Raw genomic sequence first — 16,237 nt, 5'->3', positions numbered from 1 at the left:
CTCGGAGCGTCCTGGGGGAGGGGAGCGGGCGGCGGGCGGGGAACCTGCCATGGCCGGGCGGTCGTCGGGTCGCGGTTTATGCCTGTCGGGAACGACGCCCACGGGAGCCGGGAGACACATACCGGAGCGCCGCGACGGACCGACGATGACGGCGCCCTCCACCCTCAGCCGCCGCGGCGCACTCGCGGCGGGGGGCGGGCTCCTCGCCAGCCTCGCCGCGGCGGGACTCTCCCCCGACCGGGTCCGCCCCGAGATGCGGCTCGATTCGACCGTCCCAACCGGGTCGTGGCCGGTCCGCAAGCGCGACCCTCGACGGACCGGGTACCAGCCCGAGCCGGGGCCCCGGACCGGCGCGAGCGTCCGCTGGCGGTTCCTGACGCCCCGCGATCCGATTGTCTCGCCCGGCGTCGTCGCGACGCCCGAGCAGGTACTCGCCGTGCGCCCGTCGTCCACCTTCGCGCTCCGCCCCGACGACGGCTCGCTCGTCTGGCAGACGGGCCACCGCGAGCGCGACCCCATCGGCCGCGACGCGAGCACCGAGTTCGTCCAGTCCGGGCCGCAGCTGGCGGCCGGCCACGCGCTCACCGTCGCCGACGTCTCCCTCTACGGGCTCGATGCCGGGACCGGGAACGGCGACTGGGCGTACGCGACGAACAGCAGTTTCCGGGAGGTACTGGCGGTCGGGAACACCGTCTTCCTCGGCTCGCTGGTCGACGGGACCGACCGGCTCGTCGCGCTGTCGGTCGAGACCGGATTGCCGTACTGGACGGCCGAGACAGTCGCGGTGCCACTGGCGTACGCGCCCGACGACGGGATACTGCTGACGGCCCGGCAGCCCGCAGGGGCCGACAACGGTGTCCTCCAGGGCCGTGACCCGGACACCGGCGCGGTCGAGTGGACCACCGACCGCCTCGACCTGCCGTTCCTCGACGTGACCGCACCCGCAGTGGTGGACGGCAGCGTCTTCGTCGCCAACGGGCCCGTCTACGCCTTCGACGCCGCGGACGGCTCGGAGCTCTGGCGCGCGCCGTTCGACACCGAGGACCTCCGCGGGCCCGTCACCGACGGCGACCGCGTCTACGTCACGAACGACCGGGGGGTCGTCGCCTTGGATGCGGCCACCGGCGGGGAGCGGTGGGTCGCCGACCTGCCGGACCGGGGCTTCGCCACGTCCGCCATCGCGGACGACCGGCTGTACGTCCCCGTGGACGACGGCGTGACGGCGCTCGCGACCGGCGACGGCACGCGGGTGTTCGACGTATCGTTCCCAGGGGGGGAGCCCTCGGGGATGGCCGTCGCCGACGGCGTCCTGTACGTCCGCAACGAACGCGGCGTGTTCGCGCTGGAGGGTGACAGATGACCGGCCCGACCGACGGGGCAGACCCGACCGACGACGAGTCGACGGACCCGCCGGGAACCGCGATGCGGGTCGGGTACGCCGTCGCGTACTTCCTGCTCCTCGGGTTCTCCGTCGGCGGGGCGGTGGGGGCCGTCACGGACGCGCTGTTGCTCTCACCGGCGCTCGGGGCAACGAGCGCGCTCGGGACGCTCGCCACGGCGGTCGTCGCGGGGGTCCTCTCCGGCATCCGGCAGCCGCCGTCGACGGCGCGCGTGCTGGCGTTCTCGGTCACGGCCGTCGCGCTACAGTTCGGGCTCGGGACGCTGCTCGTCCGCTCGGCCGGCGAGGTCCAGGGGTCGGTGTACCTGGCGACCGACGTGGGGCTGACGTGGCTCGCGGCGTTGCTCTTCGCCTACGCGCTCGTCGTCGGCGTGGACTGGTCGGGCCCCCGCGGTCACCTCCGTGCCCACCTCCGCGGGGAGCGCGACTGACCGCCGCCGGGACGCGACACCGATTTCACGCCGCCGGTCCCAGTCCCGACCATGAGCGACACCACGCGCCGTTACGACGCCGTCTTCTGGGACATCGGCGGCGTCATCGTCGAACTCGCCTCGGTACGAGAGGGGTACGCCGCCTTCCTCGCGGAACTGGCCGACGCGTACGACCTGGACCCGGAGCTGACCCGCGAGCGGTGGGAGACCGCCCTCGGCGAGCACTTCCGGGCCGGGGACGGTACCGAGTATCGGACCGCCAGTGCGGGCTACCGCGTCGCGACCGAGGCCGTCTTCGAGGCCGAGGGTCGCGACCCGCCGCCGGAATCCGAGTGGCGACCCATCCTCGACCGGTGCTCGGACGCGACGCTCCGCACGGAGCCGGGGGCGGTCGAGACCATCCGGGCGCTCGACGAGGCCGGCATCTACCAGGCCGTTATCAGTGACGTGGACGCGGCCGAGGCCGAGTCCATGTTCAGTGCGCTCGGCCTCGACGAGCACTTCGCACACGTCACCACCTCGGAAGCGGTCGGCTACAAGAAGCCGGACCGCCGGATGTTCGAGACGGCGCTGTCGAAGGCCGCCGAGCACGGTATCGACCCCGAGCAGGGCGTGATGGTGGGTGACCGCTACGGCCACGACATCGAGGGGGCGAGCGCGCTCGGACTCTCGGCCATCGCCTACGGCGAGGAAGCGGCCGGCAAGGCAGCCGACCACGTCGTCGCGGACCTCCGGGAGATTCCGGAAATCGTCGGAATCGATGGATAGTTCCCTCGCGTCGTCCGAGCCCTCCTGCCCGCCGAGAAAACATCGCTCGCGTGGTTGTCGGTTAGCTGGTGTGTCGGTCACCGAGCCCTCACGGGATAAACGGCCGCTGGTGTGCCGGATAAACGTTTAAGCGACGCCCACGGGATACGCCGGTCGTAATGGACTTCGGAATCGAGGACAGGGTCGCCATCGTCACCGGTGGCGCCGGACGTATCGGAAGCGAGGACTGCCGCGTACTCGCCCAGGAGGGCGCCGACGTGGTCGTGCTCGACGTGGCTCAGGAGAAGGCCGAGAACGTCGCCGACGAGATCAACGAGGGCGAGGAGTACCGCGGCGACGCTCTCGCCGTCGAGTGCGACCTCACCGACCGCGACGATGTCGGGGCGACCGTCGAGGCCATCGAGGAAGAGATGGGGTCGACGGACATCCTCATCAACAACGCCGGGATGGTCGATGCGCGTGACAAGGTCGAGGACTTCGACGACGACATCTGGGACCGCGACATGGCGGTCAATCTCACCGGCGCGTACAACATCACGCGCGAGGTCTACCCCCGCATGAAGGAGCAGGAGTGGGGCCGCATCGTGAACATGTCCTCGATGGCCGGCTGGCAGGGCGGCTTCGGCCAGGCCTCCTACTCCGCGACGAAGGCGGCGCTCATCGGCTTCGCGAAGACGCTCGCGCTCGAGGGCGCCCAGCACGGCGTCACGTCCAATGCCATCGCACCCAGCATCGTCGTCGGTGCGCTCGCGGACATGGACATCGAGATGCTCGAACAGACCGACGAGCACTTCGCCCGTATCGCGAAGGCCACGCCGATGCGCCAGCTCGGCAAGGAGGAGGACGTCGCGAACATGATCGCCTACCTCTGCTCCGAGCAGGCCAACTACGTCACCGGTCAGGTCGTCGGTGTCACGGGCGGTATCGACCTCTTCTCCTTCTAACGCACCTTTTTTGCGCTCGGGTTCCGCGCCTGCGGCGCGGAACCACTCACGCAAAAAATCTGCACCAGAAAAACCGCCACTCGGGCGCTACGCGCCCTCGTGCCGGTGAACCGCGCTCGCTGCGCTCGCGCGGATGCAACGGCCTGTTGTCTGTGTCACGGGCACGGTCCTGTTGTCTGTGTCACGAGAGCGGCCCCGACACGGGGGGCACAGTCACTTCTCCGGGTGGCGACAGCAGTACGGGACCAGAGGGTCGCTGTCCGACCCAGCCACTGCTGGTGGTCTTAAATCACCCGGTGATTGAATCCACAACGGTCAGGTGGTGGTAACGCGAGACACGTAACGGATGAGCGAAGTTCCGTTCCCCAGCCAGGATTGGTTCGACCAGTACAAGGAAGCGATCAACAACGACGAGGAGTACGCCGAGGCGGCGGCCGACTGGGGCGTCGGCTTCGACGGCGACTTCCTCTTCATCACCGAGGGGATGCCCATCGACGATATCGACATGGACGCGCTCCCCGATGAGCTCCGCGAGGAGATGGACCAGTACGTCGACGGTGACACGGGCTACACGCTCGTCGCGCTTGAGGGCGGCAAGTGCACGGACGCTCGACTCATCGAGGACCCCGACGATGTCGAGGCCGGGTTCATCCTGCGCGCGGACTACGACGTCTGGAAGGACCTCCTCCGTGGCAACATCGGCGCCATCGACGGCATGATGTCCGGCAAGTTCGAGCTCGAGGGCGACATGAACAAGGTCATGCAGTACTCGCAGGCCGCCGCGACGCTGACCGACATCTCCTCCGGCATCGACTGCTACTTCGTCGACGAGAAGTACTCGGCGTAACGCACTCCGTTCGAGAGCACCCGACTGGCCGCTCTCGGCCGCCGGCGCACCGCGTTCGACGCGGCCCGTGCGCCGTTCTTCGGTGGTGTCGTGCTCCCACTCCAGCGTCAGCGTCGGCGCCAGCGGTTCCAGTTCCGACCGCGAGCGTCGATTCCTCCCGCTCGGTTACTTGTACGCGGCCGTGCCGGTCAGCTCCTTGCCGACGATGAGCTTCTGGATCTCGGTGGTGCCGTCGGGGATGGTCATGACGCGGGCGTCGCGGTAGTACCGTTCGAGCCGACGCTCGGTCTTCAGGCCCTCGCCGCCGAACACCTGGATGGCTTCGTCGGTGACGTCCTTCGAGCGTTCACAGCAGTACCCCTTCGCGAGCGAGGTGAGCCGGCGGGCCTCCGGGGCGCCCGCCTCCAGCGCCTCCGCAGCGCGTCGGGCGGTCTGCCGCGAGGAGACCAGCGCCGCGTTCATGTCGTACAGCTTCTCCTGGACGAGCTGGTGGCCGGCGATGGGCTTGCCGAAGGTCTCGCGCTCGTCGACGTACTCCAGCGCCTCCTCGAAGGCGGCCTGCATGATGCCGACGGCCATGAACGCCATCCCCGTCCGCATGAAGGAGAAGGTGGCGTTCAGCGGCTTCTGCCGGGCGAACAGGTCGGTGACGCTCTCCGGGAACGGGACGATGTCGGTCATCTCCTCGCCCTCGGCCATCGCGTTGCCGACGATGTTCATCAGCTTGTTCTCGGGCGGGACCTTGCAGCCGGTGAAGTCCATCCGGGCGTTGTTGACGCCCTTCCAGCCGAGCTTCTGGATGGATTCTGCCTCCCAGGGCTGGTGCTCGTAGTCGACCAGGAACATGTCCGAGACGCCGGTCTGCTCGTCCTCGGCGACGACCAGCGCCACGTCGGCGATACCGCCGTTGCCGACCCACGTCTTCTGTCCCCGGAGCGTGTACATCTCCTCGTCCTCGTCGTACTCGGCGACGACGTTCGGGCGGGCCGTGTCGCTGCCGCCCTCCGGTTCCGTGACGGCGAGACAGCCGATGCACTGGCCGTCCTCCAGCCGCGGGAGCATCGTCTCGCGGGTCCGCTCGGACGCGTGCTCGACGAACACGGCCGGGAACGACATCTGCAGGGCGACGTTCAGCGACGGCCACACGCGGGAGATCTCCTCGCTGGCGATGGCGAACCGCCACAGGTCGCCGAAGTACTCCTGGACGGTGTCGGGGTCGTGGCCGATGCCCAGCTCGCGGAGGTCGTCCATGTAGCCGAGCATCCGGTCGCGGCTCACCGGCCCGTTCCGGTCGAGTTCGTCGACGTCGGGCTCGACCTCGGTCTCGAGGTAGTCGCGCAGGTCCTGCTTGAAGGCCTGCTGGTCGTCGGTCAACTGCATCAGCGCCACCTCTGGACGAGCCGGCGGAGGCGGTTCGGAAGCGCTTCGGGCGTGTAGGTGATGTTCGGTGCCATCGTGGTCTCGGGCTCTCGCCCGTCTGATACCATCTAGGGGCATCAGATGGATTGGTCCTGTCCCATCAGTTGCGCGGGTCTTTATAGCAAACACCGAGTCCGTTTCCGAACGTGGTCGCCGGCGTCGCTCCGTCGGTGGGACGCGTGATACTGGGCGATTATGCAGAAGACTCTGGTTTTCGGCTCTAAATCGGCCAATAAAGATGTTACTACGCGGATTGGGTGGATAGTTGGGGAGTTGGGTTATCGATACTACGGTGCCGACAGCGCCTCGGCGTTGGGGTGGAGGATGCGATAGTCCCCGCTGTCGACAGCGACGACCGCCCAGTCGTAGTCCGGGGCGAGCGACACGAGCTGGTCCCGGACCTCCCTGGCCCGGTCCGACTCGGCCACGAAACAGCGCAAACGGCCGTGTGTCGGCGCCTCCTCCGGGTCGGCGGTCGTCACGAAGACCGTCCGCCACTTGCGCTCCGCGCGGAGTTCCTCGCCCTCTTTCTCGACCTCGTAGCCGAGGTCGGAGAAGATGGTCCGTGCCTCGTCGAGCAGTGGTGTGCTAACGACACCCATTCAGACGTGGGTTACGCTGCCGGTGTGATAAGCTTTTGCACGGCTCCCACGGTTCGGGAACGCCTCGCGTTCCGGTCGGACTCACCGGAGCTGCCGCGCGGCTACAGGTGCGGCGGCTCGAGTTCCATCAGGTCCGCGGCCTCCGCGGGCGTCGCGGGTTCGCGCCCGACGTTGCGCGTCATCTCGGCGGCCTTCGCGACGAGTTCGGGATTGGTGGACATCTCGCCGTTCGGCAAGTAGAAGTTGTCCTCGAGTCCGACACGGATGTTGCCACCCATCGCGAGCGCCGCCGACACCAGTTGCCACTGCTCGCGCGAGATACCGATGACCTGCCAGGTCGCGTCGTCGGGGAGCTGCCGGACCTGGTGGGCGAGGTTCTCCACCGTCGGCGGGATGCCGCCCAGCACACCCATGACGAGCGAGAAGTTGACGGGCGACTCCAGTTCGCCGTTCTCCACGAACGGCCGGATGTTGCCGATGTGCCCCGTGTCGAAACACTCCAGTTCCGGCTTGACACCGTTGTCGGCCATGGTGGTGAGGAACTCCCGGATCTCGTTGAACGGGTTCTCGAACACCATGTCGAAGACGAAGTCGTCGCGGTTCTCGCTGTACTTCGCGTAGTTCATCGAGCCCATGTTGAGCGCCGCGATATCGGGCTGGACCTCGCGGATGTACTCGGTGCGGGACTCGACTGGTTCGTGCATCGCGCCCGTCGAGAAGTTGATGAGGATGTCCGTCCGCTCGCGCACCTCGTCGTAGATCTGCTGGTAGACCTCCGTATCGAACGTCGGTGAGCCGTTCTCGGTGCGGGCGTGGATATGTGCGACGGCGGCACCGTTCTCGCGGGCGGCGGCGGCGTCCTCGGCGATCTCCTCGGGGGTGTAGGGAATCGCCTCGCACTGGTCGCGCGTGGTGAGCGCGCCGGTGAGCGACGCGCTGATGATTGCCTTGTCCGGGTCGTTGCCTTTGACGGATTCCTGCTCGATTGCCATTGTGGTGTCGTGGGGGATTCGTGGTGGTTAGCGGGCGATGCTTCGGCAGGGTGGTCTCAGCGACCCTTCCAGTCCGGCTCGCTGTCGGTGAGGAACGCGTTGATGCCCTCCTCGGTGTCGTCGCTCATCGCGATGAGCGAGATAATCTCGCGCATGTACGAGAGCGCTTCGTCGAACCCCATGTCGCGCTGGTTGTAGTAGGACTGTTTGCCAACCTCGATCATGACGGGCGAGGAGTTGGCCAGCGAGTCGACGAGGTCGTCCAGTTCCTCCTCGAAGTGGTCCGCCTCGACGACCTCCGTGACGAAGCCGATCTCGTAGGCCTTCTCCGGGTCGATGTGCTCGCCCGTGAACAGCAGGTGCAGCGCCTGCTTCTCGTTGACCGTGCGCATGATGGGGACCAGTGCCTGCGCCGGGAACAGGCCGATGTCGACCTCCGGAGTGCCGAAGGTCGCGCCGTCACTCGTGAGGATGACGTCGCAGGCGGCTGCGAGACCCATCCCACCGGCGAGACAGTAGCCCTCGACGGCCGCCACGACGAGGACGTTCGCGTCGACGATGGCCTCGATGAGGTTCGCCATCCCGGAGAAGCCGTCGCGGTACGCCATCGGCCCCTGACCCATGTTCGAGGCCATCCCCTTGATGTCGCCGCCGGCGCAGAACGTGCCACCGGCACCGCGGATGACGACCACGCGGGTCCCGTCCTCGGAGGCCGCCGCGAGGGTGTCCTCCAGCCCGCCGATGACGGCGTCGTTCAGTGAGTTCCGGTCCTCGTACCGGTCGATGGTGGCCCGTGCCACCAGCCCGTCGTCGCTGACGGAGACGTCGAGGTCCTCGTTCGACAGTTCGTCGGCGTCTACCATGTGTCAGGGCTTGCGACGGGTTACCACTATACGATTTCGGAACCCCGAAAATAGACCACTCGTTGAACTGTAAGTAGGTTGCTAACTGTTTACTCGCCGGGCCACTTCGGGAAGTCGTCCGACTCGCCGCCGTCCGAGGCGGTTCGCTCCTCGGGTGGCTGGAACTGTCGGCTCCCGTCGCCACCGTCGCCGCTGGCGTTCGCGACGCTCTGGTCGGGGTCCACGTCCTCCGTGCCCCGAGGCACGTCGGCCAGGTCGTCGTCCAGTGCCGCCGTGCTCGCACCGACTGCCGACTCCTCGTCGGCCTGCACCGCCTCGGCGTCGATGAACTCCGCGTCGTCGTCCGGCGCGAGTACGTCGTCGGCCACGTCGGTCCCCGCGTTGCCTGTTTCGCCAGCGGATTCCCCCGCCGAGGCTGGCTCGTCCTCGGGTGAGTCGGTCGTCGCTGGCTCGGGGGATGTCTCGGCCTCGGCCACCGACCCTGTCACGCACTGGCGGCCCTCGACGAACGCCGCCTCGACCGTCTCGATGGCCGCCGCGAGTTCCGCCTCCGAGAGCCGGTCGCCGTGAGCCTCTCGGAGGTGGGCGGCGAGGCGACAGCCGTACCGTCCCCGGCCCGCGTGTGCGACGAGGTCGGCCTGTCGGAGCGTCCGGTTCCGGCTGTACGCGCGGGTCCGGTTGCCGTCACCGCCCGCCGCGACGTGGGCGTCGACCGGGTCGCAGGCGCCCTGCTCCCGGTAGTGGGCCAGCATCCGCCGGGTCACCTCGTCGAACCCGCGGATGGTCGCTTTGACCTCGCGCACCACCTCGCGCTCGAAGCCGGGGTCGGAGGCCTCGACGACGGTCTCGACGGTCGACGACTCGTCTGTCGTGGTAGCTGACTCCGCGGCGTCCGCGCTGAACTCCGGCCAGCCGTCGTCACCGCCGTCCGCTCCCGGGACACCGGTGGCGGACCCGACGGTCCCGTCCTCGGATTCAGCCCCCGGCTCGGTCGCCCCTGGTTGCGACTCGGTCGCCGATGTCTTTCCGGTCGCCGGGTCCTCGCGACTGACCTCGGCCGTCCCTTCACGCTCCCCCGTCGGCTCCTCGGCGCCCGTCGGCTCCTCGGCGCCCGTCGGCTCCTCGGCGCCCGTCAGCGCCTCGAACGCCGCATCGATCTCGGCCGCGGTACTCCCCGCGGAGGAGTTCCCGGTCCCGTCCGGGGCGCTGCCCGAGCCGGATTCCGCGTCCCCGTTCGCCCCGTCGTCGGCCTCCTCGGGCCAGCCTGGCGGCGCGGTCGTCTCCGTCTGTGGTTCGTCCGGGACGGGGTCGTCGTCCGTCTCGGTTCCGGCGTCGGTCGGCCCCTCGGCGGCGACCTCGGCCCGTGCCTCCGCCTCGGCCTCGAGGTACTCGTCGGTCGGGTTGGCCGGCCGCCGGGTCGCCTCCACGTGCTCGCCCCGGAGTGCCTGCTTGCGCCAGTCGTCCATCTCGGTCTGGGTGCCGACGGTCACGTCCGTCCGGAAGGCGCGGCCGGAGGCGTGCTCGATCATCGCCCGCGAGAACCGCTCGGCCATCTTCGAGAGGTCCTTCGCCTCGGCGAGCTGCTCTTCGAGCTCCTCGATTCGCTCGTCCCTGTCGGCGAGCTTGCGCTCGAGCTCCTGGATGCGGGACTCGCGGCGCTCCTCGGCCTCCGAGATGGCCTCGAGGTCCTGGACGAGGTCGCTGCTGACGGACTTGAGTTCCGGGCGCTCGAAGTCGTCGAGCCCGGGGGTCGCACCGGCGTCGAACGTCTCCTTGCGGTCGAACTGGACCCGCCGCACCCGCTCGGACCAGTCCGTGAGGACGAACGCCTCGCCGTCGTCCATGTCCTCGATGGCGTCGGCGTACTCCCGCCCGAGGATGCGGCTGACGACCTTCGTGTCGTTCTCCCAGGTGAGGCGGTGCCAGACGAGCCAGTCGCACTGCGTGATGAAGTCCTTCTTCACGTCGGCCGGGCGCTGGGAGACGCCGACCACCCCCAGCCCGTGCTTGCGGCCGCGCTTGGCCGCCTTGATGAGCATCCGCCCGCACTCGTCGAGCCCACCGCCCTCCGGAATGTACTCGTGGACCTCCTCCACGACGAGCAGGAAGGGCTGCTTGAGCTTCTTCTCCTTCGCGAACAGGTTGCGCGCCACGGCGGTCAGCAGGTCCCGCGCGTCGGACTCGTCGAGGAACGAGGAGACGTCGAGGATGATGGGGACGTTCTGTTCGAGGGCGAGTTCGGACAGTTTCCCCGCGTGCTCCTCGTTGACCACGAGGTCGCACTCCTCGTCGGCGCCGACGTGGAGAATCTCGTATTCTTCCTTCAAGCCATAATATTCGCCATCTATATCGACAATCATGACGGGTAGTCCCCTATCGAGCAGTTTCTCGATGACAACGCTCGCTGTATTCGACTTACCTCCTCCGCTCTTCCCGGTCACGAACCCGCGCCCGGTCATCAGCTCCACGACCGGGAGTTCGACGTTGTTCCCGGCTGGCGCGTCGGCCGCGACGCCCTCGCTCGTCTCGCCGACCCGAATCGCTTCGGTGTCCTCGTCGCCCATGTTGTTACGAGCGGGGCGCTCCGGGCACAAGAACCCGCGTCAGACGGACGACCGACGCGGCTCGAACTGGCGTGTCCCGGCTCTTCTCGTGTCGCGGGAAGTGGAACGAAGTTTAAGACATTGCCGGCAATACACGCCGCTGATGTCACAACAGGAGTCCCAGCCGAACCTTGCGAACTACGAGCAGGAGTACGAGTCGTTCGAGTGGGACCGGCTGTACGCCGAGGCCGACTGGTCCGCACCGGACGAACTGAACATCGCGCACGAGACCGTCGACCGCCACGCAGCGGCGACCCCCGAGCGGACCGCCCTCCAGTACGTCGGTGCCGACGGCGAGGAGGAGACCGTCACCTTCGCCGACCTCGCGGCGGAGTCGAACCGCTTCGCCAACGTCCTCGACGAGTACGTCGAGCGGGGCGACCGCGTGTTCTCGTACATGCCCCGCGTCCCGGAGCACTACGCCGCGCTCATCGGGACGCTGAAGACCGGCGCCGTCTGGGGCAGTGTCAACGAGCGGTTCGGTCCGGACGGTATCGCTTACCGGCTCGGCGACTGCGACGCGAAGGTGGTCGTCACGACGACGGGCAACCGCGACACCGTCGCCGAGGCGATGGAGCAGATCCCGAGCGTCGAGCAGGTCATCGTGGTCGACAGCGAGGAGGGTGAGGCCAGCGAGGGCGATATCGACTACCACGAGGCCGTCGACGCCGCGGACGACGAGTTCGAGACCGTCCGGACCAGCGGTGACGACGACGCGCTCCTCTACTACACCTCGGGCACGACCGGCCCCGCGAAGGGCGTCCGCCACAAGCACCGCTGGGTGGCCGGCGTCGCTGCCACACAGCAGTTCGCCGTCGACCTCGAACCGGGCGAGGACCTCTACTGGTCGACCGGCGACCTCGGATGGCTGACCGGCCCCATCAACACGCTCGGCGCGTGGTTCTGGGGCACCTCGCTGTTCACCTACGAGGACGAGTTCGACCCCGAGGAGTGGGCCGCGCTGCTCGACGACTACCCCATCACCGTCCTGTTCTCGGTCCCCACCGCGTACCGGATGCTCCGCGAGCACGAGTCCGTCCTCGGCGGTGTCGACCTGGACCTTCGCCACGCGCTCTCCATCGGCGAACCGCTCTCGGCGGGCGTCGTGGAGTGGGGTGAGGAGACGCTCGGCGTCACCATCCACGACACCTACGGACAGACCGAGACGGGGAACATGATAATCAACAACTACCCGTCGATGGAGCTGAAGCCCGGCAGCATGGGCCGCCCGCTTCCCGGCGTCGAGGCCGCCGTCGTCGACCCCGACACCGGCGAGGTACTCGACCCGGGCGAGACGGGTGAAATCGCCGAACGGGGCGATTACCCCTGCTTCTTCGCGGGCTACTGGGAGAAGCCCGAGAAGACCGCCGACTGCTTCGTCGACGGCCCGGACGGCGAGTGGTATCTCTCCGGCGACCTCGGCCACGTCGACGAGGACGGCTACTTCTGGTTCGAGGGGCGCGCGGACGACGTCATCATCTCGTCGGGCTACCGCATCGGCCCGTTCGAGGTCGAGTCGGCGCTCGGCGAGCACCCCTCGGTCGCCGAGGGCGCCGTCGTTCCCAAGCCGGACCGCCAGCGCGGGACCATCGTGAAGGCCTACATCCGGCTGGCCGAGGGCACCGAGGGCACCGACGACCTGAAGGAGGACATCCGGGAGCACGTCCGGAACGAACTCGCGGCCCACGAGTACCCCCGCGAGATCGAGTTCGTCGACGAGCTGCCGAAGACGGTCACCGGGAAGATCCGCCGGACCGAGCTCCGCGACCGGACCGAGGACCCGACCGAGGACTGACCGCGCTGGCTAGCCGCCTCCGATGGACCCCCGGTAGATTCGGTACCGTCCCATCACGGCGAGGAAGGCCACGAGCCCACCGATTCCGGTGGCGACCAGGTCCGTGTACGGGACGCCTGTCGCCCGGATGTGGGGAGCGACCGCAGCCGCGACGACCACCATTGTCACGAAGGTAGCGGCGCCGGCCACGAGTCGACCGGCCAGGGTGTCGACGATGGAGGGCCCCGCCATAGCGGGTCGTCGCAGCGTGATGAGGATACGTCCTCGGCTGGTCCGGGCCACGGCCGGGGAGGAACACGGGGCCGGGCGTGACCGTCACTACGCCGTCTCGGGCGCCTCGAAGAGGCGGTTGTACAGGACGGCGAACCCCAGGAACACCGCCAACGCCCCGACGCCCGCGCCGATCCAGTCACCGAACGGAACGCCCAGGGCCAGGAGGACCTGTGCGAGCGCGCCACCGCCAGCGAACATCGCTGCGATGACGAGCAGTCCGAGGAAGAGGCGGGCCACGAACGTGTCCTCGATGGAGGGTGCAGCCATGGTCGGGTTTGCGGCGGTGTTCCGCATAGGTCTTCGGGACGGGTCGCGTCCGGCAGGCCATCACTCCGCCCGGACGACCCAGTGGTCCTCGTCCAGCCGTTCGAGCCGCGACTCCTCGCGCATCCGCACCACGTAGCCCGTCGGCTGGCGTTCGGTCTCGTGGGCGGCGTCGACGCGGACGAGGTTGCCGATGACCTGCGCGGAGGGGGGTTTCTGGGCCGCGCCGCAGTCGTAGATGGTGAGGAACTCGTTCCCGTCCTCGGTCTCGTAGACGATGATGTGGGCGTGTCGCGGGAGCCGCCACGCGTCCTCGCCGGCGACGGGGAGCTTGTTCACGCCAGTGGTCGGTCGGCCAGCGTCGAAAGGCCGTCGGTCGTCACTCCTCGTCGACGAACTCCGGGAGCCGGGTCTGTCCCCGGCGGATGTGCCAGGCAGAGTCCTCCTCCGTGCCGTCGTCCGCCGTCCCGTGCTCCCAGCCGCCGATGGTCGCCTGCTCCGCCTCGGTCGGAACCTCCCCGTCCGGCGATGTGTCCGCCGCACCGGTCCGAGTGGGCTCGTCGCGGGGCGCCGACTCCCCGCCACCTTCCCAGCCGTCGATGGTCGCCTGGTCGGCTGCCGTGAAATCGAGGTTCGACACCCGGACACCGAGTTTGCGGACCTCGGCGTCCGAGAACTCGCCGAGGAGGTCCAGCGCCACCGCCTCGACCAGCTCGGGGTCGTCGACGGGCCCCGAGAGCGACCGGGCGCGCGTGTTCACGTCGAAGGGTGGTTGGACGACCTTGATGCCGATGGTGCGGTAGAGGGCGTCTTTCGCCCGGGCGCGCTCGCTCACGTCGGCCGCAAGCGAGCGCACGAGGTCACGTTTCGTCGCCCCGTCGTCGGTCGCCTCCAGCGCGGACTCGCTGGAGAGACTCTTGGGCCGTCCCCGTGGTTCGACCGCCCGGTCGTCGCGTCCCCGCGCGCGGTCGTACAGTTCCCGACCCCGCTCGCCGAATTCGCGCTCCAGTTCGACGAGGTCCGCCTCGGCCACGTCGCCTGCCGTCTCGATGCCGCGCTCGCGCAGCGTCCGGGCCGTCACGGGCCCCACGCCGTGCAGGTCGTCGACGGGGATGGGCGCGAGGAACTCACGGACCTCGTCGGGACCGACGACGACGAGACCGTCGGGCTTGTCGTGGTCGGAGGCGACCTTGGCCGTGGACATGTTCGGCGCGACGCCGACGCTCGCGACGACGCCCACCTCCTCGCGGATGCGTTCGCGGATGTGCTCGACGGCCGCGCGAGCGCCGTCCCAGCCCTCCGGGGTCAGGTCCAGGTACGCCTCGTCGATGCTCACCTCGCGGACGGTCTCGGCCTCGTCGTGGAGGATTGACTTCACCTCGGCCGCGGTCTCCTCGTAGAAGGCCATGTCCACGGGACGGTAGAACCCGGATTCGTCGGGGGCCGGGGCATCGGGGTCGTCCGTTCCGTCGGCCCGTGGCGCCGACCTGTCGACGTTCGCGCGCCGCGGTAGCCGTTCGAGCGCCTCCTCGATGGGCATCGCGCTCTCGACGCCGAACTCCCGGGCCTCGTAGGAGGCGGTGGCGACCGCACCAATGGTGTCGCCCGGCTCGTACCCCATCCCGACGACGACAGGTTCGCCTTCGAGTTCGGGCTCGCGGAGCCGCTCTGCGCTGGCGTAGAAGCAGTCGAGGTCGAGGTGGGCCACCACTCGGTCCTCGGGCTCTGGCGCTCCCGGGAGTTCCGCGCGCTCGGGCATCTATGCGGTTGTATGCCGGCGAGGGGGTCTGAAGCTTGGCACCCCGGAGTGGAAGTGGAACGGGATGGACCGTTCGGTCTAAAGTCCTCTCTCCAGAATCTTAATACGGATTTCGTTCAGTAATTTTGGAATTATAGCATTACGTGTTCTGTAACGATTGAATACTCCCTGACGACTGGCCTGTCGACATCAGGAACGCCTACGTAGCCCTCGCGCTCTCTAACGATGGGAACGACGACGGAGATACCTGCGAATACCTGCCACGTACCTGCCGGAAGGCCTTTGACCCGAACACGGCTATCGGATGTATGACGATTTTCGGCGCGATACGCGCTGTCGCGGACGCTCCCCGGAGCGGTGACGGGCCGGTCGACTGGAACGGCGCCGCCGACGCTGCCAAGGCGACCGTCAGCCCCGGCAACATCGAACTCACACCGGCGGAACGCGAGGGGTACGCGACCGATGTCCGCGACGCACGCAACCGTGTCCGCGAGGTGACGGGACTCGGCTTCGACCTGCCCGAGACCGTCGAGGTCCAGCATCGCCACCACTGGATCGACGCCAACATCGCGACCTTCCGACGCGTGATGGGGCCGCTGGCCGACCTCGAGACGGACGCCTTCGGCATCGCGCGCACGACGAACACCGGGTCGATGGCCGTGATGCTCTCGTTCCTCGCCAACAACGTCCTCGGGCAGTACGACCCACTCCTCCTCGCGGATGGCGACGACCACGCGCTCTACTTCGTCCACCCCAACATCGACCACGTGGCCGAGTCGCTCGATGTCGAGACCGAGCGGTTCCGCCGCTGGATCGCCTTCCACGAGGTGACCCACGCCGCCGAGTTCGGTGCCGCGCCGTGGCTCTCCGAGCACCTCGAGACACGGATGGAGGACGCCGTCGACGACCTCACGGAGGGGAGCCTCAACCGCGACGCCATCGGCGAACTCGACACCGTGATGACCTCCGTCGAAGGGTACGCCGAGCTCGTGATGGACCGCGCGTTCGACGACGAGTACGAGGACCTGCGTGCGAAGCTGGAGGCCCGGCGCTCCGGTCGCGGGCCGCTCTCGAAACTCCTCCGCCGCCTGCTCGGCCTCGGGATGAAGCGCCGCCAGTACGAGCGCGGGAAGGCGTTCTTCGACGCGGTTGCCGACGCCCGCTCCGTCGAGGCGGCGGGCGTCGTCTGGTCGGACCCCGACCTCCTGCCGACCGATGAGGAACTCGACAACCCCGAGCAGTGGCTGGCGCGGGTGCCCGAGTAGTCGCGCCGGCCCC

The 16,237-nt window shown here is 68.5% G+C and carries 16 protein-coding genes; 7 read left to right on the top strand and 9 right to left on the bottom strand.

Going from position 1 to position 16,237, the window contains the following annotated elements; translation table 11 throughout:
* Nucleotides 1-145 precede the first annotated feature (145 nt).
* From NL115_RS19785 to NL115_RS19765, 5 genes are all read left to right on the top strand, one after another.
* Nucleotides 146-1,360, top strand: a complete 1,215-nt coding sequence (locus NL115_RS19785; RefSeq protein WP_254831040.1) for an outer membrane protein assembly factor BamB family protein — start codon at nt 146-148, stop codon at nt 1,358-1,360.
* A complete protein-coding gene (locus tag NL115_RS19780; RefSeq protein WP_254831039.1) occupies nt 1,357-1,830 on the top strand; it encodes a hypothetical protein in 474 nt (157 codons plus the stop codon). The genes NL115_RS19785 and NL115_RS19780 overlap by 4 nt, the downstream gene beginning before the upstream one ends.
* A gap of 51 nt (nt 1,831-1,881) precedes the next feature.
* On the top strand, nt 1,882-2,598 hold the full coding sequence (locus NL115_RS19775; RefSeq protein WP_254831038.1) for an HAD family hydrolase: 717 nt from the start codon (nt 1,882-1,884) through the stop codon (nt 2,596-2,598).
* Between the two features lie 158 nt (nt 2,599-2,756).
* Nucleotides 2,757-3,542 (top strand): SDR family NAD(P)-dependent oxidoreductase, encoded by a 786-nt coding sequence (locus tag NL115_RS19770; protein WP_254831037.1) that lies wholly within the window; start codon nt 2,757-2,759, stop codon nt 3,540-3,542.
* Between the two features lie 346 nt (nt 3,543-3,888).
* Nucleotides 3,889-4,389 (top strand): SCP2 sterol-binding domain-containing protein, encoded by a 501-nt coding sequence (locus tag NL115_RS19765; protein WP_254831036.1) that lies wholly within the window; start codon nt 3,889-3,891, stop codon nt 4,387-4,389.
* A gap of 165 nt (nt 4,390-4,554) precedes the next feature.
* Here NL115_RS19765 and NL115_RS19760 read toward each other — a convergent pair whose 3' ends face one another.
* The 5 genes from NL115_RS19760 to NL115_RS19740 form a co-directional block, all read right to left on the bottom strand.
* Entirely contained in the window at nt 4,555-5,769 is a 1,215-nt protein-coding gene (locus tag NL115_RS19760) for an acyl-CoA dehydrogenase family protein (protein WP_254831035.1), read from the bottom strand.
* A gap of 326 nt (nt 5,770-6,095) precedes the next feature.
* Nucleotides 6,096-6,410 (bottom strand): DUF7116 family protein, encoded by a 315-nt coding sequence (locus tag NL115_RS19755; RefSeq protein ID WP_254831034.1) that lies wholly within the window; start codon nt 6,408-6,410, stop codon nt 6,096-6,098.
* A gap of 101 nt (nt 6,411-6,511) precedes the next feature.
* Nucleotides 6,512-7,402, bottom strand: coding sequence for a beta-keto acid cleavage family enzyme (locus NL115_RS19750; RefSeq protein ID WP_254831033.1), 891 nt, complete (start codon nt 7,400-7,402; stop codon nt 6,512-6,514).
* 56 nt (nt 7,403-7,458) lie between these two features.
* Complete coding sequence (locus NL115_RS19745; RefSeq protein WP_254831032.1) at nt 7,459-8,265, bottom strand: enoyl-CoA hydratase/isomerase family protein; 807 nt, start codon at nt 8,263-8,265, stop codon at nt 7,459-7,461.
* Nucleotides 8,266-8,354: 89 nt separating this feature from the next.
* On the bottom strand, nt 8,355-10,829 hold the full coding sequence (locus tag NL115_RS19740) for a helicase HerA domain-containing protein (RefSeq protein ID WP_254831031.1): 2,475 nt from the start codon (nt 10,827-10,829) through the stop codon (nt 8,355-8,357).
* A gap of 142 nt (nt 10,830-10,971) precedes the next feature.
* Here NL115_RS19740 and NL115_RS19735 point away from each other — a divergent pair, with 142 nt between their 5' ends.
* The gene (locus tag NL115_RS19735) at nt 10,972-12,663 is read left to right on the top strand and encodes an acetate--CoA ligase (RefSeq protein WP_254831030.1); all 1,692 of its coding nucleotides are present in this window, start codon (nt 10,972-10,974) and stop codon (nt 12,661-12,663) included.
* Between the two features lie 9 nt (nt 12,664-12,672).
* On the opposite strand, the gene NL115_RS19730 is transcribed toward NL115_RS19735, so the two are convergent.
* The 4 genes from NL115_RS19730 to NL115_RS19715 form a co-directional block, all read right to left on the bottom strand.
* Complete coding sequence (locus NL115_RS19730) at nt 12,673-12,894, bottom strand: hypothetical protein (RefSeq protein ID WP_254831029.1); 222 nt, start codon at nt 12,892-12,894, stop codon at nt 12,673-12,675.
* Nucleotides 12,895-12,981: 87 nt separating this feature from the next.
* Nucleotides 12,982-13,203 (bottom strand): hypothetical protein, encoded by a 222-nt coding sequence (locus tag NL115_RS19725; protein WP_254831028.1) that lies wholly within the window; start codon nt 13,201-13,203, stop codon nt 12,982-12,984.
* A 60-nt stretch (nt 13,204-13,263) separates the two neighbouring features.
* Nucleotides 13,264-13,539 carry a hypothetical protein gene (locus tag NL115_RS19720; protein WP_254831027.1) on the bottom strand — a complete coding sequence of 92 codons (276 nt, stop codon included), beginning with the start codon at nt 13,537-13,539 and terminating at the stop codon, nt 13,264-13,266.
* A 40-nt stretch (nt 13,540-13,579) separates the two neighbouring features.
* Complete coding sequence (locus NL115_RS19715) at nt 13,580-14,959, bottom strand: DNA polymerase Y family protein (RefSeq protein ID WP_254831026.1); 1,380 nt, start codon at nt 14,957-14,959, stop codon at nt 13,580-13,582.
* 308 nt (nt 14,960-15,267) lie between these two features.
* Between NL115_RS19715 and NL115_RS19710 the strand changes: the two genes are divergently transcribed.
* Nucleotides 15,268-16,224: a zinc-dependent metalloprotease gene (locus NL115_RS19710; RefSeq protein WP_254831025.1), complete on the top strand. Its 957-nt coding sequence runs from the start codon at nt 15,268-15,270 to the stop codon at nt 16,222-16,224.
* Nucleotides 16,225-16,237: the final 13 nt, after the last annotated feature.

The sequence above is a fragment of the Haloglomus salinum genome, from assembly GCF_024298825.1.
GTDB classification, from domain to species: Archaea; Halobacteriota; Halobacteria; order Halobacteriales; family Haloarculaceae; genus Haloglomus; species Haloglomus salinum.
The sequence above is the reverse complement of the archived record's forward strand: the minus strand, read 5'-3'. Positions and strand labels throughout refer to the sequence as shown.